19 protein-coding genes and 2 pseudogenes are annotated in these 21,387 nt (G+C 58.3%); 14 read left to right on the top strand and 7 right to left on the bottom strand.

The window, feature by feature from the left end; all coding sequences use genetic code 11:
- Positions 1–180 precede the first annotated feature (180 nt).
- Positions 181–387, bottom strand: coding sequence for a hypothetical protein (locus tag X760_RS78045; protein ID WP_023720383.1), 207 nt, complete (start codon positions 385–387; stop codon positions 181–183).
- A 382-nt stretch (positions 388–769) separates the two neighbouring features.
- Here X760_RS78045 and X760_RS60630 point away from each other — a divergent pair.
- A pseudogene (locus tag X760_RS60630) lies at positions 770–1,796 on the top strand (IS110 family transposase).
- 848 nt (positions 1,797–2,644) lie between these two features.
- Here X760_RS60630 and X760_RS60625 read toward each other — a convergent pair.
- Positions 2,645–2,956, bottom strand: a complete 312-nt coding sequence (locus X760_RS60625; RefSeq protein WP_023720380.1) for a PilZ domain-containing protein — start codon at positions 2,954–2,956, stop codon at positions 2,645–2,647.
- 485 nt (positions 2,957–3,441) lie between these two features.
- On the opposite strand from X760_RS60625, the gene X760_RS60620 reads away from it, so the two are divergent.
- Genes X760_RS60620 through X760_RS60610 form a run of 3 tightly spaced genes read left to right on the top strand, consistent with a single transcriptional unit; the run spans position 3,442 to position 5,520 of the window.
- Positions 3,442–4,680: a pilus assembly protein TadG-related protein gene (locus tag X760_RS60620; protein WP_023720379.1), complete on the top strand. Its 1,239-nt coding sequence runs from the start codon at positions 3,442–3,444 to the stop codon at positions 4,678–4,680.
- Between the two features lie 56 nt (positions 4,681–4,736).
- On the top strand, positions 4,737–5,126 hold the full coding sequence (locus X760_RS60615; protein ID WP_023720378.1) for a TadE/TadG family type IV pilus assembly protein: 390 nt from the start codon (positions 4,737–4,739) through the stop codon (positions 5,124–5,126).
- 40 nt (positions 5,127–5,166) lie between these two features.
- A complete protein-coding gene (locus X760_RS60610) occupies positions 5,167–5,520 on the top strand; it encodes a TadE/TadG family type IV pilus assembly protein (RefSeq protein ID WP_023720377.1) in 354 nt (117 codons plus the stop codon).
- A gap of 99 nt (positions 5,521–5,619) precedes the next feature.
- On the opposite strand, the gene X760_RS79140 is transcribed toward X760_RS60610, so the two are convergent.
- A complete protein-coding gene (locus tag X760_RS79140) occupies positions 5,620–5,721 on the bottom strand; it encodes a DUF3072 domain-containing protein (protein ID WP_348633238.1) in 102 nt (33 codons plus the stop codon).
- A gap of 1,026 nt (positions 5,722–6,747) precedes the next feature.
- Here X760_RS79140 and X760_RS60600 point away from each other — a divergent pair.
- Complete coding sequence (locus tag X760_RS60600) at positions 6,748–7,272, top strand: helix-turn-helix transcriptional regulator (protein ID WP_348633235.1); 525 nt, start codon at positions 6,748–6,750, stop codon at positions 7,270–7,272.
- Between the two features lie 630 nt (positions 7,273–7,902).
- Here the strand turns inward: X760_RS60600 and X760_RS60595 are convergent.
- Positions 7,903–8,025 carry a transcriptional regulator gene (locus tag X760_RS60595; RefSeq protein WP_245278639.1) on the bottom strand — a complete coding sequence of 41 codons (123 nt, stop codon included), beginning with the start codon at positions 8,023–8,025 and terminating at the stop codon, positions 7,903–7,905.
- 374 nt (positions 8,026–8,399) lie between these two features.
- On the opposite strand from X760_RS60595, the gene X760_RS0138515 reads away from it, so the two are divergent.
- The 9 genes and pseudogenes from X760_RS0138515 (at position 8,400) to X760_RS60545 (ending at position 19,257) form a co-directional block, all read left to right on the top strand.
- Positions 8,400–9,542 (top strand): helix-turn-helix domain-containing protein, encoded by a 1,143-nt coding sequence (locus X760_RS0138515; RefSeq protein WP_031194403.1) that lies wholly within the window; start codon positions 8,400–8,402, stop codon positions 9,540–9,542.
- Between the two features lie 409 nt (positions 9,543–9,951).
- Positions 9,952–11,601: an EAL domain-containing protein gene (locus X760_RS60590; RefSeq protein WP_036245155.1), complete on the top strand. Its 1,650-nt coding sequence runs from the start codon at positions 9,952–9,954 to the stop codon at positions 11,599–11,601.
- A 177-nt stretch (positions 11,602–11,778) separates the two neighbouring features.
- Positions 11,779–12,300 carry a hypothetical protein gene (locus tag X760_RS60585; RefSeq protein ID WP_031194402.1) on the top strand — a complete coding sequence of 174 codons (522 nt, stop codon included), beginning with the start codon at positions 11,779–11,781 and terminating at the stop codon, positions 12,298–12,300.
- Positions 12,297–13,475, top strand: coding sequence for a class I SAM-dependent methyltransferase (locus X760_RS60580; protein ID WP_023720367.1), 1,179 nt, complete (start codon positions 12,297–12,299; stop codon positions 13,473–13,475). Before X760_RS60585 ends, X760_RS60580 begins: the two co-directional genes overlap by 4 nt.
- Positions 13,472–15,932 (top strand): annotated as a pseudogene (locus tag X760_RS60575) (SpoIIE family protein phosphatase). Before X760_RS60580 ends, X760_RS60575 begins: the two are co-directional and overlap by 4 nt.
- A gap of 2 nt (positions 15,933–15,934) precedes the next feature.
- A complete protein-coding gene (locus X760_RS60570; protein WP_031194400.1) occupies positions 15,935–16,495 on the top strand; it encodes an ATP-binding protein in 561 nt (186 codons plus the stop codon).
- Positions 16,496–16,513: 18 nt separating this feature from the next.
- Entirely contained in the window at positions 16,514–16,852 is a 339-nt protein-coding gene (locus X760_RS60565) for a hypothetical protein (RefSeq protein ID WP_023720364.1), read from the top strand.
- Positions 16,853–17,166: 314 nt separating this feature from the next.
- On the top strand, positions 17,167–17,757 hold the full coding sequence (locus X760_RS60555; RefSeq protein WP_023720362.1) for a DNA ligase: 591 nt from the start codon (positions 17,167–17,169) through the stop codon (positions 17,755–17,757).
- 1,293 nt (positions 17,758–19,050) lie between these two features.
- A complete protein-coding gene (locus tag X760_RS60545; RefSeq protein WP_023720360.1) occupies positions 19,051–19,257 on the top strand; it encodes a hypothetical protein in 207 nt (68 codons plus the stop codon).
- Between the two features lie 251 nt (positions 19,258–19,508).
- Here X760_RS60545 and X760_RS60540 read toward each other — a convergent pair whose 3' ends face one another.
- From X760_RS60540 to X760_RS60530, 3 genes are all read right to left on the bottom strand, one after another.
- Positions 19,509–19,697 (bottom strand): DUF3008 family protein, encoded by a 189-nt coding sequence (locus X760_RS60540; RefSeq protein ID WP_023720359.1) that lies wholly within the window; start codon positions 19,695–19,697, stop codon positions 19,509–19,511.
- 232 nt (positions 19,698–19,929) lie between these two features.
- A complete protein-coding gene (locus X760_RS60535) occupies positions 19,930–20,802 on the bottom strand; it encodes an SDR family oxidoreductase (protein ID WP_031194395.1) in 873 nt (290 codons plus the stop codon).
- A gap of 2 nt (positions 20,803–20,804) precedes the next feature.
- Positions 20,805–20,990, bottom strand: a complete 186-nt coding sequence (locus tag X760_RS60530; RefSeq protein WP_023720357.1) for a hypothetical protein — start codon at positions 20,988–20,990, stop codon at positions 20,805–20,807.
- Positions 20,991–21,387: the final 397 nt, after the last annotated feature.

Here is a 21,387-nt window from a genome sequence, read left to right as displayed (position 1 = left end):
GTGTTGCTGGCTATGAGCATGCGCGATGGCCTGAATGCTACACGGTGGAGGCGGACCAGTTTTCTCAAACCTGCGCGGGCTTTCTCGACAACTTCGTTGCCCGAGACGAGAACGCAAAGGGCACCGTGGCCTTTCGGTTGAAGAAGCCCGACGGTTTGAGTTCGCCGCCGGCCAGGCCGTCTACGTCCGGTTGCCCTCTCTCAGGGAGAGCGACGCCAAAGGGCGCGCGAGAACCTTTTCCATAGCGAGTTCGCCGCTGCAACCAAAGCTGACAATCGTCACCCGATAAAGCGACTCGAGCTTCAAGCGCAGCTTGATGGACCTCTGCATCGGCGCGGTCGAGATTAATCGCAACCGCAATTTGCTGTCGATTGCAAGGTCGAACAACGCTCGATCACGCAGGCGACCTTCTCGATCGAGGAAAAACCGGACGGCCTATATCGGCCGAGGCTTCAGCGCTCGCGCCAACCTCCTTGCCTGCATTCCAAGCCCTTCGGTCCTGCTTTTCAAGATCATACCGTGAAAGTCCCATTGCATTTCTCCGTCGGCCGCATTGGCTGGAAGAGAAACGAACGATCGAGTGAACCTTTGGGCCGAAGCGGATTGGCAGCTTCGGACCCAGGACCTTCAAAAGATGGGGTATTCGGCTTGAGCCTCATCTTCGGGTGAGCGTGGATGGTGGATATGTTGAAGGTGCTGCGCTTCGAGCTGATGATAAACGTGGTCTGCATGGAGCAGCCACAAGCATCATCAGAGGGAGAAGCGCAGCATGAAATATTATGCCGGATTGGATTCGGTGAAAGAGACCGCAGTGTGCATCATCGACGAAACAGGCCAGATTTGCCGCGAGATAAAGGTGGCGAGCCATCCGGAGGATCTGGCACGGGTGCTCAAGGATCCCAACTGGCGGCTTGAGCGCGTTGGGCTTGAAGCCGGGCCCCTGTCGCAGTGGTTGTTAGAAGGCCTGGCCAGGGCCGGCCTGCCGGTGATCTGCATCGAGACCCGCCACACCAAGGCATTCCTTAAGGCGCAGGTGAACAAGACCGACCGCAATGACGCCCGCGGCATTGCGCAGATGATGCGGGTTAACCTGTTTCGCCCGGTGCATGTGAAAACCCTGACGAACCAGAAGCGCCGGGCGCTGCTGACCGCCCGCAAACTCTTGCAGGAAAAGGCCATTGCCGTTGAGAACGACCTCCGCGGCTTGCTGCGCAACTTCGGGCTCAAGGTCGGCCCTGTTGGTGCCGTCAAATTCGAGGTGCGCATCCGCGAACTCACCGAAGGCATGCCTGACTCGTTGAACCGCTGCTCGAGGCACCCAGCAAGCTGCGGCAGAACTTTGCCACGCTCCACCGCAAGCTTCTGACCCTTGTCCGCGAGGATGCGGTCTGTCGGCGGCTGATGACGATACCTAGCGTCGGTCCGGTGGTGGCGCTGGCCTAACCGCGACGATCGACATCCCGCAGCGGTTCAAGAGCGCGAAGGCGGTCGGGCTGGCTTTTGGCCTGACGCCGGTGCTCCACGAGTCGGGCGAAAGCCGGCGCATCGGCCGGATATCCTGCTGTGGCGACGGCATGCTGCGAACGCTGCTCTACGAGACCGCGCAGGTGCTGCTGACGCACGTGACGAAATGGTCGTGGCTGAAGGCCTGGGCGATGAACGTCGCCAAGCGGCGTGGCCGACAAAAGGCCATTGTCGCGCTGGCGCGCCGGCTGGCGGTGATCATGCATCGCATCTGGAGTGACGGCACGCGGTTCCGCTGGACGCGACAAGATATCCTGCCGGCGGCCGCCTGATCGCAGGCCCCGACTATTGCAGCCTGCCGCCGTGCGCTGGCCCGTCAAGGGCAAGTCGCTGGGCGATGGCCTGTCGGCCACCCCTGACCGGCGACGGCGCGCGGGCGGCAGAGCGGAACCCCGGGTCGGGACGAGAAGATGCTCACCAGACCTCGAACAAGGGGAGACGGGTATGAAACGAGCGTGACAAGGATCGCCCCCCATAAGCTTCCACTTGCCGGTGGAAAAGTGTCCTTCGCGGGACGATGGATGAGGTGAGTTCGCAATGTCCGCAGTACCGATCACATCACCGATGAGGTCCGAGCTGATCCACCGCCGTACGACGTCGGGCAATAACCTTCCGCTTTGCTGGGTCGAGTTCAACCACGTCGGGCCCACGTGTCTAAAAGGGACCGAACTCTCTCGCGAGGGGGTTTGTTCCTCATTAGCTACCGCGGAGATCGAGCAGGACCGCGCGCCCCCCGGACGCGTCAGCGAGCCTTCGGCGAAGCCAACGTCGGTCTCGCTTACGTACGGGTGGAGGGCGCGACGTGCTGCGAAGGTACCTTTAAGAGAAAGCACCTCGCCGTCTGATGCAGCGGCGGAATAGGTTCTGACGCGACTGATCGGATGGCTGGCTCGCTTGCCCCTCGTTTCAATACCTCGCGGCCGGTCGGTTCGCCACAGGCTGCCACCCGTCGCCAAAATAGGCGACCCGAGAGCGCTGCCCCTAGGTGTGCCTCTGGCGGCCATAGCTGTACGGAGCGGTGACGGAGTGCCTCGTCATGCGCTCATAGGAGTCCGGAGATAAAGCTGATGATGGTGCAAGGCGCAGATGACGGCGCCGGTGATCTTCATCTTGCCGTCGGTCAGCCGTAGTGAAGTTTCGGTTTGGGCTCGGTGCCGGTGAATTTAACGCCGATACGGTCGTTGCGGCGCCAGCAAACCTCCGATCGATAGGCAAGTCCATCAACCGAGACGTAGAGCAAGAAGCGATCGGGAACCCGGGCTTCGGGCGCGACCTTCAGCTCGGCACCCCCCTCATGTTGATTACGCAAGGTGCAGCTGATTTCGGAATTCTGGATCCCGGTGATGATCGTGCCGCCCTTTAGCACACGTTGGCGGCGCTCGCGCCGATGCTCGCCGGAATTCTCATCAAGCGGGTTCGCAGTGTTTGCCATCGATACAGTGCCAAATCAGCTGAAGTCATCCCCTGGGTATAAAATACCTAAGACAGGAGCACGGCAAGGGGTGCGTCATGTTGCGTGTTACATGACATCACAGCGCATACTCGGTGAATCTATGGGTCGCGCAGAAACACGTAGTGATCTAGCAAGCTCGCGGCGCGAAGAGACTTCCGCACGTCGTGATGTGGACTTATGCAGGCGCGGGCCCTCTGAATGGCCGAATATCTGCTGCCGAAGATCTTGAAGGCGCCGCCGATCGCGTCACTTTCTTCCCCATCAAGACCAACGAACGCATTTTGTACATGAGATTGTCGACACCGCGCGCGTCGCAGCCTGCGACCAGGAGGCTCTCTCTCGTTCGCGTTCGCCCACCCCAGATTCGGCGATGGACTGGATCTCTGAGTTCCGGCCGCCCAGGAGGGTGCAAGTGGAGGGAATTTCTTATTCCTTCTTTCATGTATTTGCGCCTACAAACCTCAATGGAATGGGGCGCCCATATCTTCGGCTGGTCCGGCAGCAGTCTACGACGACGCCTCGGGAATAACGGCAACGTAGCCGTTGTTTTCGCCCTGTCCTTGCCAGTGATTGTCGGCGGTGCGGGCTTCGGTGTCGAAACGTCCTATTGGTACTACAGCAGCTTGAAATTGCAGGCGGTCGCAGACGCGGCAGCCTATGCTGGCGCTTTAGAAAAGGTTTCGGGATCAGACAAGTCCGCGATTGTCTCCGCCGTGGCGCTGTCAGCAGCCTCGAACGGTTTTGCAGCGTCGGCAGGCACGATCGAAGTCTTCACGCCCCCGTCCTCCGGCCCGAATGTCGCCCAAAAGGCCGTCGAGGTTATCCTTCATCAGACCCTCGATCGGTTTTTTACATCGATATTCACGCAGAACGCGGTCGGCGCACAAGCAAGAGCGGTGGCCCTTATCACTGACGTCTCAAAAGCCTGCGCTTTGTCGCTCAATCCGTCCGCCCCGAAAGCGGCGCTTTTTTCGGGCAGTTCGATCATAAAAATGACGGGCTGTTCCGTCATGTCGAATTCGATAGCTGCGGACGCCATCAAGCTTCAAGGATCAGCAAACCTTCAGGCCGACTGCCTGATATCGGCCGGCGGTGTTTCGTTGAACAACCCTGTGACGACGGTGTGCGCCAGCCCGATAACCCAGGCCCTACCCGCCGGTGATCCCTTTGCCGACCTGCCGACGCCACCAGCCACAATCCCCTGTCAAAACTCGAGGCTGTCGACCCTTAGCCCCGGGACGTACTGCAGCGGGCTGAGCCTGAGCGGCAACGTTGCCCTCTCGCCCGGCGTGTACGTCATCCAAGGCGGTGATTTCAAAGCGAACTCGAACGCCAACATCTCCGGCGACGGGGTCATCATCTATCTCGCAGGCAGCTCGGGCGTCAGCATGAACGGCAACGCCACAATCAAGCTTAGCGCACCGACGTCGGGCACGTATTCCGGCGTTCTGTTTTATGGCAACAAAGGTAACCTGACGGGGTCGAACACGTTCAATGGCACGGCGGATTCGCTTTTGACCGGCGCTCTGTATTTTCCAACCCAGGACGTCAATTATCTCGGCAATTTTTCTGGCAAGGGTGGTTGCACGCAGGTCGTCGCCAGTACCTTGCAGTGGTCCGGCAACACGAGCATCAGCCAGGATTGCACCAGCCTCGGAATGCGAGACATTCCGGCGACGCAGTCTGTTCGGCTTGTCGAGTAATCTTCGTGGAACGGCGGTACGTCCGGAATTTCCGGTGCGATTCAGGTGTTGCTGCGGTGGAGTTTGCGCTGATTGTGCCGATCCTTTGTCTGGTACTTCTTGGCGTCATTAACGGCTGGACTTTCGTATCAAGCGCGCTGTCGATGCGTGCAGGCGTAAAAACGGCGGCGAACCTCGTGATGCAAGGAGCAGTCGAGGATGCGACTATCCAAGCTGTCGCTCTTTCAAGCTGGGAAAACCACCCCGCTGGCGCGCAGGTGACACTGAGCCGGAAATATATGTGCGGGAACATCGCGGTCGATCCATCGATCCTGTGCGACACTTTGAAAGCCCCCTCGGTCTTCGTCGTAATACAGGCGACAGCCATCTGGTCACCGCCCTTCATTTTTGGCGATTCCTCCTTCTCGCGCGAGCTCAATCATCAACAGGTGATTCGTGTTCGCTAAAGGTAGAGCTTTCACGGGGGATGCATCAGGCGGAGCCGGATTGGAGTTCGCACTGCTCGCGCCTTTTCTCATGATGCTTTTGTTCGGCATTTTCGCGTTCGGCTGGGCACTGAACGCCATGTCGAGCGTTCGATATACGCTGGAAACGTCCTCGCGTGCGCTGCAGATGAAGAACTCGCTGACGCAGGCTCAGATCCAAGCCATAGCCACGGAAAAATTACTGGATTTGGGATTGAAAGACGTCGAGGTTACGATTGGGATCGATCCCCCTAGCGGCGGTTTCCGCATGGCGCATCTGACCGCCACCTATGCTTTCGTCATCGAGTTCCCATATTTCGACCAGTATCCGATAAATTACGCAACGACAGTCACAGTTCCTTTGATTGGGACGTAAGGCTTGTTCACGTCGGACACCGCGGCTAACGCTCTGTCCCAGAAATACCTGCAGCGAAGCTCTTCCTCACGATTAAACTAGATGCTCCACAAGCGGACGCTACAGGCCTAGCTTCTCCCGGAGTGCATCAATGCGTTTAGAAGCTTCCGCCTTGCTGAAGCCGTCAGCATAAGCGTCAGGGTCGTCGGCCTGTTCGGCCAGAGTTTTCCAATACGAAGCTTGTGCGGGGTCATTGGATCATCTCCGCTAACCCAATCTTCTGCGTCTTTTTCGACGTTTGCTGATGCCCCGGTTTTTGGCTTATTGCGGGCCACTCACAGCTCATCTCCCTTGCTGACTAGCACAATGAGGCTGATCACGATTTGTTCCTGGCTTCGCGAAAAGGGCGATCTCGCGAAGGAAATTGCGCGAGGGGAGTGACCGGCGCCCTCCCTGAGCACGATCCTGATAGAATATCCCATGGCCGTCCGAATAGCGCTCAGCGCGCTGTCAACGGTTTCCAATCCGATCTTCATACCGGACTGTGTGGTGTCGGAAACAGGTGAGCAGGAATACTATCGGCGGCTTGGCGGTATGAAGAGATCTTAAGAAATGCATCCCGAGACAAGTTTCTGGATGCGAAGCTAACGACAATCTTCAACTTGGTGCGTATAGAATCGTGCATTGTGAACGCGCAGTTGAGGAGGTTCTAGAAATAACGTAAAGCGCAAAAGCGAAGCCGGTCGCAAGATAATTCTTGATGGATACGTTAATAACGAACCGTCGAAACATATTGCGACCACGATCGGACTAAGAATCAGTAAAAACCGAAGGAGGCGGGCCAAATTTCGGCGTGAATTTCACATCCGGAACATAATCACAAGTTAATGATATATGGATATTATAACTGTCGCGATTGCACGCACACTTTTGAACTCTGAACGGTACAATCATCAGGAACGAGTAACTTATTACAACACCATCTGAACGAATCACGTTGAAGAACTTTCTGTAAATCCAGAACAACTTGCTTCATGCTGGTGAAATTGTGGGTAGGGGTAGAAAATGACTCTGATCGATAGACACACTGAAGCTGCGGCGGGCAACCGATACATTCCGATGAGGACCAAGTATGACCGTGAGGCCGATACGAAGCGGCCCTCTTATGCCTATTCAGATCGTGCATCTGATCGACTGGGCGCAGGGGTCGGGGAGCCAAGAGCACGTAGCCTGGAATCCATAACCGGCATGCTTGATCGCATCGGCTGCGGCTATCTCGTGCTGAACCGAGAGAGGAAAGTGGTCGAATGGAACGCGGCCGCTCAAACCACGCTGGAGCGCCAGGGCCAAGTAGCCGATACGGCCAGCGGCCTTTCAGTGGCCTTGAGGCGGCTGATCGCGAATGTTCCGGCCCATTTCCTGCCGGGCTCACTATCATGGGTGGTGATCCGCAGCAGCGCCGACACGCCGGTGATATTGAACGAGAACGGGTTTATCGCTCCTGACGGAACGAGCATTGTGGCGTTACTGGACCGCGAGAACAGGTCGGGGCCAAATCCTCAGACACTGCAAAAGATGTTTGGCTTGACGGGCGCGGAAACGCACCTCGCGTTGCGCTTGGCTCAGGGCGATGCGCCTTTGGAGATCGCGCGCAGTTGGCGCCTCAGCCGCACCACGATCCGCTCTCACCTTGCCTCGCTGTTCGCCAAGACTGAAACGAAACGTCAGGCGGAACTGGTGGCTCTTCTTGGACGCATCTCAGTCTTGCCATAAGGCCGTCGTTTGGATGCATCCCAGCAAACAGCCAATCCCGAAACGCTTTGACTTTCCGCTGGGCAATGGCGCAGGGCGGGTAGACGATGAAGTATTTTGACGAGGCCTCGAGGGCGAGTTCAAGGGACGTACAAGTGTGCCGGCGGCAAGGTCAGCCGGGACCAGCATGGTTCGACCCAAAACGACGCCCTCACCTCGAACGGCGGGCTCGACGGCGAAAGTTGCGGAGTCGAACGTCACGCCACAACAATGCCGGCATTCGATAGCCAAGTCGCCCAAGTGATCGGGATCTCGTCGTGATGAGCGTATGGTGTCTGAGATCCTCATGGGCGTTCAAGCCTCCAAGGGCCACGCCATCGGCGCACGTGATTTCTTCTGCGAATGCTGGTGCCAAGGTCGCGACGTGCAGGGCGCCTGATTGTGGCCCGTACGTCATGCGTCGGTCGTCGGGCTTCTCAACAAGCTTCATGCCGTGCAATCGACAGTCATCGGTTAGCGAAATATCAAAGCGCGCGATGACGCTCCTGGCGCGCCAGGCGGCTTCAGTCTAATTGACAATATGTGCAGGTTGGTGGTCCCCTTTTTGAAGTTGCCGCGGTTGGATCCGCGGTGGTTTTTGAAGGCAACGGGTTAAGCCGCCCTCGCCGCGATCTTCGCTGCAATCCAATCGGAGACCTCTGAGTGAAGGACGCGGCGGTCGCCGAGTGAAACCGCAACCGGAAACCGGCTTTCGACGCGATATCTGTTGACCATCGTACGGCTCATGCCCGTCATCTTCGCGGCGTCATCAAGGACTCAAGTGCAGGCGAATTATCGTTCTTGGTTCCTCCTCGCAGCCAACAGATTCGGACGCGGTTCAACTGCTGATTGAAAGAGATGGGAGGTTTCGTCACCGTCCACATGGGAGCGGCGGGATGCTGGCCCGGCCATCCTGCAGGCGACCAACGGGCCGCACGTGTCGTTATCTTGGCATCCAGAAACTTATCTCGGAATGCATTTCTTGCCATAATCCAGCGTGATCGCCGTTTCGGTCGGCTCGAGTTCCGCCAGTCTTGCCAGATGCCTGAAAGTACACCACATGATTGAGAGGGGCACGGGCATACCCGATTCGGATATGGCACCACGCGATGGACACTAAGAGGCAAGACGAGGCCCCTGCAAGGCAGCCGCGAGACCGTGACCGACGTCGTTGGCCGCGCGAAGGTCAACCCCACAATGGGGACGCTCCATCACTCGAGCCGGCGCTCGAACCTCTGCCCTTTTCAACGCTTGAACTGGCGCCAGAAGGTCAATTCGCCGCTTGGCAAGAGCATATGGCGCCGCTTGTCGAGGTCAGGTTGCCGGATGGCAAATCGCTGAACGATGGCTTTCCCGCCGATCACATGGCTTGGAATCTCGGTGGCATGCTGATCGTTCAACAGCGCGCGCCGGCACATAGCTACTTGCGTTCCGCCGCTAAGCTCCGATCCAGTTCGATCGATCACTGGTACATCGTCTTGCCACGAACTGGCCGGTCGTGGACGGAGGTCGATCGCCGCGTTGCGGAAAACCAGTCGGGCAAATTGGAGATCAGATCGCTTGGCTACCCGTTTCGCGGGAGGGTAACGGACTCGGAAAGTCTCTTTCTGTATATGCCGCGTGATTTGTTCTCTGATGCGGCGTCAACCCTCGACGCAAAGAACAATTCAATTCTGTCCGGCAACTTTGCCAACCTCTTGGTCGACTACGTCAACAGCATAGAAGCAAGACTGCGCAGCCTAACGGCTGACGATCTGCCCCGCATCGTGCACGCAACACGCAGCATGATTATTGCCTGCCTCGGGCCTCCGGCGGAACAAGCTGCGGCCGTCGAACAATTGACGGGTGTCGCGCTAATGGAGCGAGCGCGTCGATACGTCCACCACAATCTGGATGCGGCTCATTTGACACCGGATTCAATGTGCCGGGCGCTCGGCGTCTCGCGCTCTCGTCTGTATCAGTTGTTCGAACCAAGCGGTGGTGTTCTCCATTACGTACAAAGTCGCCGCCTTCTGGCAGCCCATGTTGCGCTAAGCGATCCGGCGGACAGCCGGCGCATTGTTGAAATTGCTGAAGCCTTCGGGTTTAGTTCAGCGGCTAATTTCAGCCGGGCATTCAGCAAGGAATTCGGTTACAGCCCTCGCGAAGGCCGCAGCACGGTGGTGTTGCCGCGCCCCGCCAACTCTGTTTCGCTTGCCGGACAGGAGAAAGCCTCTTCCTTTGAAGGTTGGCTCAAAGCGCTCGGAAGCTGAGTACAGGATCGGCGATGCTGATGGGGCGGGCTCAAAACAGGCTTGCCGGGCGGGGAAGACCACGCCGCACAATATCTTCGTGTCGCGTCCACCGCGCCATCAATCACATAGCTGATTCCCGCCAATTCGCGATTTATTAACGAACTGTGACTGTTCGACGTTACCGATAATTTGTCACCAGTCACGGCGGAGCATGCATTGCAACTGCGCTGCATGCGGCACTTGTTAAGACTGCGAGTTGAAAGTTTGCTAAGGTTGATAGTTATGCTATTCCTAGATTGGGGGCGCGAATTTGCACCGCCTATGGAGGTGGCTCTTGCGCCCACAGGCATCAGGCGTCGGCACAGAGAGTGAGGGGCCTTCCTCGAGCGATGCTCCACGTGCCGGCGATGGGATACTCGCTGACCTTTTGGCGAACACGACCGAACTTTTGTCAATCTATGACCGCGACTTCCGCCTGACGCACTACGCAACCAAGCTCAAGGGCGTGTACGGAGGCGCGGTGGCGCTGGGCGCCGCCGTCTGGGAGATCTACCCGAGCTTTCTCAATGCGAGGTATCGCGACGATTTCCTTCGTGTGTTCCAGGGCGGCTCTCCGGCAAGCATCGACTTGCCGTCGTCATCAGGCGAAGCGCCCCGGTCCGTTTTCGTCTTCCCCACTGCAAATGGTGTGGGAATCATCGAATCAAGGGAGCACGGCGGGCGGAGCGCAGCGGAGGAGGAAGAGCATGTAATTCTGCTTCATCAGGCGACACACGACGTGCTGACCGGACTGCAGAATCGGCGGCGATTCGGCGAGCGGCTGCAGCAAGCACTGGCGGCCCCCGGCAGACCAAAGCCGGAAGCCGCCCTGTTGCAAATCGACCTTGACGGTTTCAAAGCGGTCAACGACACGCTCGGCCATGGAGCAGGCGACACGCTTCTTCAGCTCGCAGCGGGTCGTATCCGCGACGCGCTGCAGGACGGAGAATCTGCGTATCGGTATGCCGGCGATGAGTTCGCTGTCATCCAATTGGGAAGGGGGCAGCCAGCAGAGGCTGAGCGCCTCGCCGAATCGCTGGTCGACGCGTTTAAGGAGCCGTTCGTCATCAACGGCATTCCCATCTTCGTCGGCTCGAGTATCGGAATTGCCTTCAGCCCGGAGCACGGGACGGATGGCGAGCAGCTGATGAAAGCCGCTGACATTGCTCTTTACGCGGCCAAGACAGATGGACGCGGCTGCGCTCGAACATTCAACCGTTCGATGCTGCTCTTGCTCGAGCAACGCGAGAATCTGAGGCGCAGCCTTCGAACCGCGCTGGAGCGGGGCGAACTTTATCTGGAGTATCAGCCGCTCAATCGGCCTCCCTCGTCGGTGATCGGTTTCGAAGCGCTACTGCGGTGGCGGCACCCCGAGATCGGAATCATTCCTCCCAACGTTTTCATACCGATCGCCGAAGCCGACGGTCTGATGGACGAGATTGGACGATGGGTGCTCGAGGAAGCCTGTCGCCAGGCATTGACGTGGCCTTCCTCGCTGACGGTCGCAGTGAACGTGTCGCCGGCTCAGTTCCTTAGCGGTTCGCTAACGGATACGGTTGCTCAAATCATCGACTCAGTTGGAATCCGGGCCGACCGACTTGAACTCGAGATAACCGAGCAGGTTCTTCTTGAGAAGACGATCGACAATATCGACACCTTAAATACTCTGAGCGTCTTGGGGATACGAATATCGCTAGACGATTTTGGAACATACTATTCATCGTTGAGCTACCTTAAGAACTTTCCCTTCGACACCTTGAAGATCGATCAGTACTTTATCGCGGACCTGGAGACCGATCTCAAAAGCCAGACCATCGTGCGATCGATCATGAGTCTGGCGCACGGCCTGGGAATAAGCGTCACCGCCGAGGGGGTCGAGACGTCGGCACAGGCACGGTGGCTGATCAAGGAGAACTGCGATTGCCTGCAAGGGAATTTCCTGGGACGCCCGCTCGGAGCCGAGGCAACCAGCGATTTCATCAGGCGGTCCCCGCTGAGGGTGGTACGAGCGATGGAGCAATCAAATCGGGCGGTCTAGCGCCTTGCACCCTTTGTCAACGGCGAAGTGGAGATTTGTAGAAACGATCGAGGCAGACACCGCGCAATTTTTGGAGTCGGTGCGAGACTGAGTCATAACGGAGCGCGGTGAAATTTTCCGCCTCGGAGGTCATCGCGCCGCCAGGGGTCAATACTGATAGAACAAGGGAGGATGCCGATGGGACCTGTTCATCATGATCTGGCTGGCGGGCCGACTTTTGAGCCCATGATCCAGATCGACATGGAAATCAAAGCTTTCGTCTCCGCTTGGAGACACTGCGATTATCTCTCGACATACATGGCCCGGATGATCAGTCAAAACAGGTCAGACTCGGTCCGGCATTCAAATCTCTTTTCCTCTGCCTTCAACGAATTGCTGGAAGTCGCCTTTCGTACGCGCCATGCCGACGGCGAACTGGCATGCAGGGTGTCTCGCCACGGCGCCACGGACAGGATCGAGTTGACGTTTCCTTGCCTGCCAGAAGAGCGCCAGTTCTACGAAGAAGCCGTGTCGCAAGTCGCAGGGTTCGAGGCCAGGGAGCGATATCTTAATTCTGTGTCTGGGGATCTCGCGCCCAGCCGGGAAATCGTACTCTTGGAACTGGCTGTCGACTACAACGCGACACTCAGGGTCGAGGAAGCCGATGGTGATGCAATCAAGCTTGTCGTGGATCTTCCGCTTGAAGGCCTGCAAAATTGAGCCCTTACGACCTTCTCCCCCGCTTCAAGGCGCAATACGACGCGAACAATCAGGAGTTCTCCATATCGGGGGTGGTCCGGCCTCAGGCGATCGATGAGCTTGGGTCCAGCATAGCATTGCTTCGCGATGCGATCGACCGTGTGCGGGGCGTTCTCTACGTCAATGTCCGACGCCTGACGCAGATGAATAACGCTGCATTTCACACCTTTTCGAGGATCATTATTGACGCCTGTCGCGCTCGACCAGATCTCAAATTCGTCGTCATCACGTCAAGCGTCGTCGGATGGACCTCGCGAAAATTCGGTCGCCTGAGCGGAATTGAACCGAACATCACGGTCGAGGAGTATGACACCGAATTCTATCCGGGGCAGGGCTTCCTTGAGGAAGGCGGGTTCGTACCGATCCTGCGTACTCAGACAAAGATGACATGGCGCCACGAGCGCGCAATCTTGCCGCGACACGGTATGAGGCCCGGGATCGTCATGGCCGACATCTGTTGCGGGATCGGCGATTTCGCTGTGCTCGCGCAGAAGGAGTTCCAGCCATCGCGGATCGTCGCCCTCGACCACTCCAGGTCGAGCCTCGCCTATGCGCGAAACGTGGCTGCGGAGTTCGATATCAAGGGCATCGAGTACACTTATGGCGATGCATCAGAAATGCTGCTCGAGGAAAATCAGTTCGACCTCGTCACGTGCCGCCATTCGCTGCAGGTGTTCCACAAGCCCGAACTGATCCTCAGGGAACTGTTTCGCATCTGCAAGCCGGGCGGACGTGTCTACATCACCAACGAAAAAAATTCGCACTGCCTGGGCGAACCACGCGCCGACAGCATCCAGTGGACCTATAACGAGGTCGCCAAGCTGTGGGCCCACTTCCAGATGGATATTGAGCTCGGCCCGAAGAGCAAACGCTACCTGACCGAAGCGGGGCTCGAAGACATTCGGGTCGAGTCCTTCATGGTCACCAACCACGACGGCGATCCACAGGACTTCGCGGACGTCATAGCGGCATGGGAGGATGTTTATGCAGGCGAGATGGCTACCAAGCGAGGTGACACACCGGCATTTATCAGGCGGTTCCGACAGGGCTTCCAGGACCACATCTTCGCTGCGCTCCACTCCAAGGGCTATGCCGGCTGGCCGATCTGGGTTGCATCGGGACGCAAGCCGCTATGACCGAGTTGGATGCAACACCGCCCAGACCCTGGCCTGTTCTCCGGCTTAACAGCTTCCGCGCTAAATTCTTGATCGTTGTGGGTGGGGCGGTGCTGTTCGACCTCCTCGTCGGCGGCGGCGTCGCGCTGTGGAATGTGAACCGGCTTTCCCGGGACGCGACGCACNGTGCTGTTCGACCTCCTCGTCGGCGGCGGCGTCGCGCTGTGGAATGTGAACCGGCTTTCCCGGGACGCGACGCACCAGATCGAGAGCGGCCTCACCAAGGCAAGCCAGGAATACCTCCAGAACTATATCGAGACGACGGCGCTGCGCGCCGATCTCCTGTTCGGCCGCATGCACTCCGAGGTGACCGCACTTGCAGCCTCCATGCAGAGATTAATAGATTACCCGGAAGCAAAAGATGCGATCGGCAAGGCGTTGGCGAAGAACCCCTATTTTAATGCGCCGCTTGCATATGACGCCACGGGAAACTGGGTACAGACCCGGCAAGGGTCACCTTCGGTCATGAGTGTCTGGGGATATCTCCTCTCCGCTGATCACCAGCCGAAGCCCGAAATTCTCCGCGACATTCAGGAGAGTGCGATCTTCGATATTTTTGGCACAAGCCAGATGGCAACTGGAGCCAAGAAGCTGCAGGTCTACTACGTAGGGCCGAAGGCAGGGCCGATCATGCGCACGATTCCTTATTCCGATCAGGCGCAGACCTTCGACAAGCTTTATCCAGGCCACGACAAAGCGAATTTCTGGGATTTCTTCTTTCCTGGCGTCTATGAAGGCTGGGAAGGCTGGATCAGGGAGCCCGATTCGCGCCCCGTAAAGGGCGATGACATCACTGCGACTGCTCCTTATATTGACGCGATTACCGGCAAGCTCATAGTGAGCTTCTTCCACCCACTCTGGACGAAAGACCGCAGTAATGTCGCCGGCATGGTCGCTGCCGACGTTACGCTCGATCAACTCGCTGACATCGTCGAAAGCGTGAAGGTCGCCGATACGGGCTTCGGTTTTCTCACCATGTCGAACGGCAATGTGCTCGCGATCAAGCCTGAAGGCGAGAAAATGCTCGGGCTCAAGATCGCAAGTGGTGCGGCAGGTCAAGGCGTTACCGGCCTCGATCGCTCGCTCAAAAAGAGTACGCACGCGACCGTCGCAGCGCTCGAACTTCCCGCCGACGACAAGACAGTCATTAAGCATATTTCGATTGAGGAAAACGGCAAAGCCCAACCGTACATCGTCGCACTTCGCCGACTAAACCCAGTCAATCTCTGGAATAGTACGGGGTCCATCACGGCCGAAACCCTGATGCTTGGCTTCGTCGTCCCCGAACGGGAAATTTATGCTTCCCTCTTTGCAGCGCAGCAGAGCATTTCAAGCGCAACCAACCGGATCCTGATCACCCAGGTCATCGCAGTTATCGTTTCGCTCCTGATCGTCTTTGCGGCTGTCTTCGGAATTTCAAAGCGGATCACTGCAGGCCTCAGTGCGCTTGCCGGGGCCGCCAAGCGGTTGCAGGCGAAAGACTATTCAGTCCGGGTAAGCATTCCGACGCGCGACGAGGTTGGAGCGGTGGGGGTCGCTTTCAACCGGATGGCCGAGCAGATCAGCTTTCACACGGAAAACCTCGAGCAACTCGTCGACGAACGAACCAGGGAACTCGGGGACGCCAATCAGGAGATTTCCGCACTCAACGAAAAGTTGCAGGATGAGAACATCCGCCTTGGCGCCGAACTCGCGGTCGCCAGGCAGATACAGATGATGGTCCTGCCGAAACAATTCGAACTCGAAGCGATTCCGGGGCTGGAGATCGCGGCCTACATGCGGCCGGCCGACGAGGTCGGCGGTGACTATTATGACGTCCTGCAGAACGGGTCACGGGTCAAGATCGGCATCGGCGACGTGACTGGTCATGGTCTCGAGAGCGGCGTGCTGATGCTGATGGTCCAATCCGTTGCACGTGCGCTGCAGGAGACCAACGAGGCGGATCCGCACCAGTTTCTGGATCGGCTGAACAGAGCGATCTACAAGAACATCGAGCGGACGAACACCGGCAAGCATCTCTCGCTGGCCTTCCTTGACTTCGAGGATGAGCGGGTAACGCTATCCGGCCAGCATGAGGACGTTCTCGTCGTGCGTGCGGACGGGGACGTCGAACGCATCGACACGATGGATCTGGGTCTGCCGGTTGGCCTGGAGAATGACATCTCGAAGTTCATTGCTACGCGCGACATCCTGTTCGGCAGTGGCGACGTGATCGTGCTGCACACCGACGGTGTGACCGAGGCGGAAGACCAAGACAGAAGGCTGTTCGGGTTCGAGCGCCTCTGCCAGAGCGCACGAAAACGTCAAGGCGGGAGCGCCGAGGAAATCAAAACCGGGATCATCGAGGATCTCATGGCCCATATCGGGATCCAGAAGATCCACGACGACATCACCCTCGTGATCATAAGGCACACATAGCCATGACAACGCTGTTCGGGACCCCTGACGTTGCAATCGGGATGAAGGAGAGCGTCAGTCGCGTGCGGCTGTTCGACGGACCTCTCGACTTGAGTTGGCGTCATTGTGCCACGACCTCGGACTTCATCGCCGATCTTTTCGCATTGCGCTTCCGGTCGTCCCGCAATGACTACATGGAAGTGCGGCACAGCATTGGATATCTGGTCAACGAACTGATCGAAAATGCCGTCAAGTTTCGCGCACCGGGTGAGATCTTGATCGAGGCGTCGATGGATTCGGAATGCTTCAAGCTCAAGGTGTCGAATGACCTCGATGGTGAAGATGCGTCCGAGTTCCAAAGTCTCCTGGAGGACATCACGGTTGGCGACCCCATGGACCTGCTGATACAGCGAATTGAAGCCAATGCCGCGAACCCCGACGTAGGAGGCTCCGGACTTGGATTACTGACGTTGATGAGCGACTACGGCGCGCGTCTGGCTTGGATATTCAGCGCCGCCAACGAAAGCGATCGGATTTGCGTGGAGACATATGCCTCCATTCCGATCTCGCAAATTCACAATTAGAGGAAACGAAGCCAGGCTATGGAAATCAAGACAGACGACTACCGCGTATGGACTGAAGGAAGCGAAATTTTCTTCGACGGTGCAATGCGGCTTGCCAGTTCCGACGCCGGTGCGCCTATCACGGCGTTGGCGACCAGTGTGCTTGCCTCGAATCCCGCTTCCATTACGCTCAATCTGAAGGACCTTCACTTTCTCAACTCTTCCGGCATCAACCTGCTGGCGAAATTTACTATCGAGGTGCGCAAGCATCCCGATGTTCGACTCGTCGTGCGTGGAACGCCCGACATACCCTGGCAATCGAAATCATTGCCGAATCTGAAGAAGCTGCATCCCGCTCTGGTGCTTTTGATGGACTAACCAGGTCCCGAAATTTGCCAGGGGACTGCGTAGGCTTGCGGCAACCCGAGATAGTATAGGTCAGCCGGGGACGATGCGTGAGCCCCGCACCGATAGTGAGAAGGTGCAGGAGCGCGGCGCCTACAGCCAATATGTACACCAGGACAAGTATTTGGACGCCAAGCTAACGACAATCCGGCCTCGTGCGCAGATGCTCGCAATGGCTCGGCGGGGGCTCGGCACAGGCGGCAGGCGTCCAAGTTGGGGGGATGTCGGGCCTGTGCCGATCAGCCGCCGCGCGATCAAAGGTGGCGTCATTGAGTAAGCGTGCCAAGGTGAACGGCGGCCAGCTGGAGTTCATTCCGCCGCAGATCCCGACTCGGGTCACGGAGCCGCCCGAAGATGACGGATGGGTTCACGAGGTCAACCTTGACGGCTACCGAACGCAGATCATCATCGATAAAGGCGGCGTGCGCCTGTACAGCAAGAACGGCCGTGACTGGACCACGAAATACTGGCCCATCGCGCTGGCTGCCGAGCTGCCATGCCGGGCTGCCATTATCGACGGCGAGGTCATTGTTCCAGGCGAGCAGGGCGCTCCCCATTGCCCTGCGCTGGAAGCCGCGATCTGGCACGAACCGAGCCGGCTGGTGTTCGTCGCGTTCGATATCCTCCATCTCGACGGTCGCGATCTAGCCTCCTTGCCCCTGCTGCAGCGCAAGCAGGCGCTGTGGCAACTCGTTGAGCACGGCCTCGGCAAGATCCAGTACAGAGAGCATTTCGAGAGCAGTGCGCTAGCGATCTTTCGGGCCATCGAGAAGGTGGGGCTCGAGAGCATCATCTCGAAGCGCGCCGACAGCGGCTACAGGAGCGGATCGTCGAACACATGGCTGAAGGCCAAATACTTCGAGGAAGCCGATTTCTGAGCATCGACGACGCTTCTGCCACAACCGCGACCTCAGCTCGGCACCAGCAACTCTGCTTTTGATAGAGCGGTGCCAGGTCAGTTCTAAATTTTAGAGTAGCGACGATGCTCTGGTGTCGCACGCAACGGGTCCGCTTCGTCCCTCGTCCGATCGTCGAAAACTTGGAAGACTTCCGCAGCCAGGTATTCCCGCTGTTCTCTGTCTTTCTTGGCTAGGCGGCCCTCCTTGCAGAGCCGGTCAAACGCCCGCCGAAGCAGTCCAGATCAACTGGCCAGTAAACACCACTGCAACGCGACAATGACCGCGATAGGCTCATATCATATGGTACGTGCAAAGTGGGCGCGCGACCTAACTCGCTGGACGCCCGGGCTTCCCAAAATCCTGTGTCACCTTGGTTGAGGTCAGAGTCGAGCCATTCAGCCTCAACCGCCCGCGCACTCACTACCCGCCGAGCGTCGAGTCGCGGGAGCCAAATTTCGATCAGGGTGAAATGACCGCCGAATTGGGCCCGGCCTGCAGTCGCTTTTATGGCGGCTTCTGGGCAGCGACAGGCTGGTCCAATCTGTCCCAAGGGTCGACGGTCTTGTCTTCTGCAACAATACGGCCATGGAACTGACTACGGCATCTATGGGTCGAGCGCGGGATCTATGGTTCCAGTCTTGCTCCCGTCAGCCGAACGCAACGCCTGTGGGATCGCGCAGAAAATGTCGGTGGGGATGGTCTCGCCAGTTCGTACGCCCCTTGCACGCAGCAACGGATGCCCACGGCGAGCGATGCAAACGAGCCAGGAACGGAACAGCTTGTGGCTGGCGATCCACTCCGGCGCCTCCAACGCCCGGTCCACGTCTGCCCTGTCGTCGCTCAGCAGGTCGAAAACGTCGCTGGAAGACAGAACCGGCCAAAGTCACTCTGTTCCTGCAGCCCCGATCCCGAAACCCTGCCGGGCAGTGCCCGCCGCCCGGGATAGGGCAGCTAATCAGGGCCGATTGCCTCTAGGAGCGTTATCACGCTCGATCTCGTCGGAGACATAGTCGACAGCGTCCAGATCAAAGCCGGTCCAGCCGCCTGCCTCATATGTCCTGCGGCGTTCGGCTAGGTCGACAGACCTGGCTTGCCCCAGAATCTGCTCGGCGGCGGGTGGATGAATGATCAATAGGAAATTGCGCTGGCAGCGTTGCAAACAAGGGACGTGCGCAGTGCGACCGGGGAACCTTTCTCAAGCGAGAGGGTTCCGAATGCACGGCCGAAAAGGATAACGCTCCTGTTATCCAGATGTCGCCAAGGAGGTCCGCCATGAAGCTTCGCGAGTTGTTGGACCGAGTGAAAGACCTGCCACCGGATACCTTGGTCTGTGTCGCCGAAATCGATGAGGCCTTCGGGGTCAACGTTGCCGTCGTTGAATCCATCGACGATGCCAAGATCCAAGGCCGCAAGCCAGAGGGCACCGAAGCTGTCGAACTCGGCAACGGGACCGAGAAGGTCGTCGTGATCCGTTGGTAAAAGCCGGAGATTGCCGCTGCCCGTCGGGTCATACGAGATCGGCGGTCTTGGTGGGTTCTCTTAGCGCACGACCAGTCTCGCAAAGGAAGGAGTTTCGGCACGAAAGCAGATTTTCCGGATCCGTTCGCGGAGCATGGGCTTTGTGATGCTTCTGCGGCGCTACGCCGAACGAGCAGGAGGCAAATGATCTGATCGGAACGGAGATGGAAGACGACGAGGACGCTTGCCGTGCCGCCCATCCGGCCATCTACTCACGATTTGGACGCATGTTCGGCTTTGCCCTTGCGCTTGGTCGACGCCATTTTGTGAAGTTCCTTCTCGCTCATCGACCTGACCATCGACTTGGACGCGCCCTTCAACTCGCTCTTCTTCTTTTCACCGCGTTTGGCCGCAAGGGCGGCGCCTGCCGCCATCTGCTGGGCCTTGGATTTGGCTGGCATTTAATACCTCCAATATCACCGCCTTGTCGTGAAACGCGGTTGACCTGCTCCGCGTTCCGTTGCTGGGCAACGGCCGCAAAGAACTTGGCTTGTCGCGTTGATCGCCCGAGCGGCGGAATGACCCTTCAAGTCAGGAAAGCAACGTAGGCGAAGCTATCGTCGCAACGGCTGCGCGAGCGACCAGAGCGCGATCCCGATAAGCGACCTTCCGCTCTCCCCCGGGACAAATTCATTAAAGCATCGGCCTTCCGCCAGTGACCTCGTAGAGGGCGCCGGTCGTATAGCTGGCGCCGTCCGAGGCCAGAAGCACGTAGGTGGCCGCGAGCTCGGCAGGCTGGCCAGGGCGCTTCAGCGGTGTGTTCTTGCCGAACTCCTTCACCTTTTCGGTCGGCATCGTCGAAGGGATCAACGGCGTCCAGATCGGCCCCGGCGCGACGGCATTGACCCGAATGCCGCGCTCCGCGACCAGTCCGGCCAGCCCGGCGGTAAAATTTGCTATCGCCCCCTTGGTGGTGGCGTAGGCGAGCAACGTAGGTGAGGGGCTGGTGGCATTGATCGACGACGTGTTGATAATGGCGGAGCCGGGTCTCATCACCTTCACCGCCTCCTGTGAGAGATAGAACATCGCATAGATGTTCGTCCTGAAGGTGAGATCCCACTCTTCGGCCGTGATATCCTCCAGTTTTTCGAATGTCGCCTGATGCGCGGCGTTGTTGACCAGGATGTCCAGCCGGCCGCATTCATCCATGGCTCGTTTGATGAGCGAGCGTGCAAAACCTTCGTCGCTGATGTCCCCGCGCGCGATCACAGGCTTGCGACCGGCATCCTCGACGCAGCGGGCCGTTTCCTTCGCGTCCTCATCCTCCTCGAGATAGGAGATGATCACATCCGCGCCCTCGCGCGCGAAGGCGATTGCGACCGCGCGTCCGATGCCCGAGTCCGCGCCAGTGATCAGCGCAACGCGGTCCATCAGTTTGCCGCTACCGCGATAGCTCTGCTCGCCATGGTCAGGGCGGGGATTCATCTCGTCGGTGTAGCCGGGCATATCCTGCTGTTGTTCAGGCAAGGGCGGCTGAGGATATTTCTGCGTGGGATTATTCTGCATGCTCAGCTCCGCTGGCTCGAGTTTGGGTTTCGATGATTGGAGTGCGTGATAGGTCCCTTGGCGGCCTTCGAACCGCCGCCCCATTCCTGAGCCTTTCGCGCCTGATCGCCGCCTTTTTGCTCGGGCGAACTGCGCTTTGCGGTACCACTTTCGGCTTTGTTCAGGTCTTTCTCGTTCTTCGTGTCCATCGACCAATTTCCTCCGGCAGTTGCACATGGGCGACCTTCGCCATCCCCACACGTTAGTGATTTGCCCTAACCGGTTTGAAAGCGGAGTGTTCCACTCCCGGTGGTTCAGCCTTCAGAACTCATGTGACGGGCTCGAAGTCACCAGGCCGAATGAGGCTCGAGACCTCGGCACCTGCGGACACAGGGAGAAGCCCGTGCCGATCCTGGTCAGTACATCCTTTTAGGGGGATTTTCCTGCGCCGCTAGAAAGACGAATGACTTCACCGTCCGTGACCTGATCGAAATCGTCATAGTGGGCCCGACGGCATGGTACGCGACGGGAACCCGCCGCGCGGGAACGCCAGCACCAGAGAATTGTCAACAGCTAAAGGTTCGAGCGCGGCGGCGAGCTGACGGC

The organism is Mesorhizobium sp. LSHC420B00, assembly GCF_000503055.1.
In the GTDB taxonomy this organism is placed as follows: domain Bacteria; phylum Pseudomonadota; class Alphaproteobacteria; order Rhizobiales; family Rhizobiaceae; genus Mesorhizobium.
This window is presented reverse-complemented; position numbering and strand designations above follow the sequence as displayed.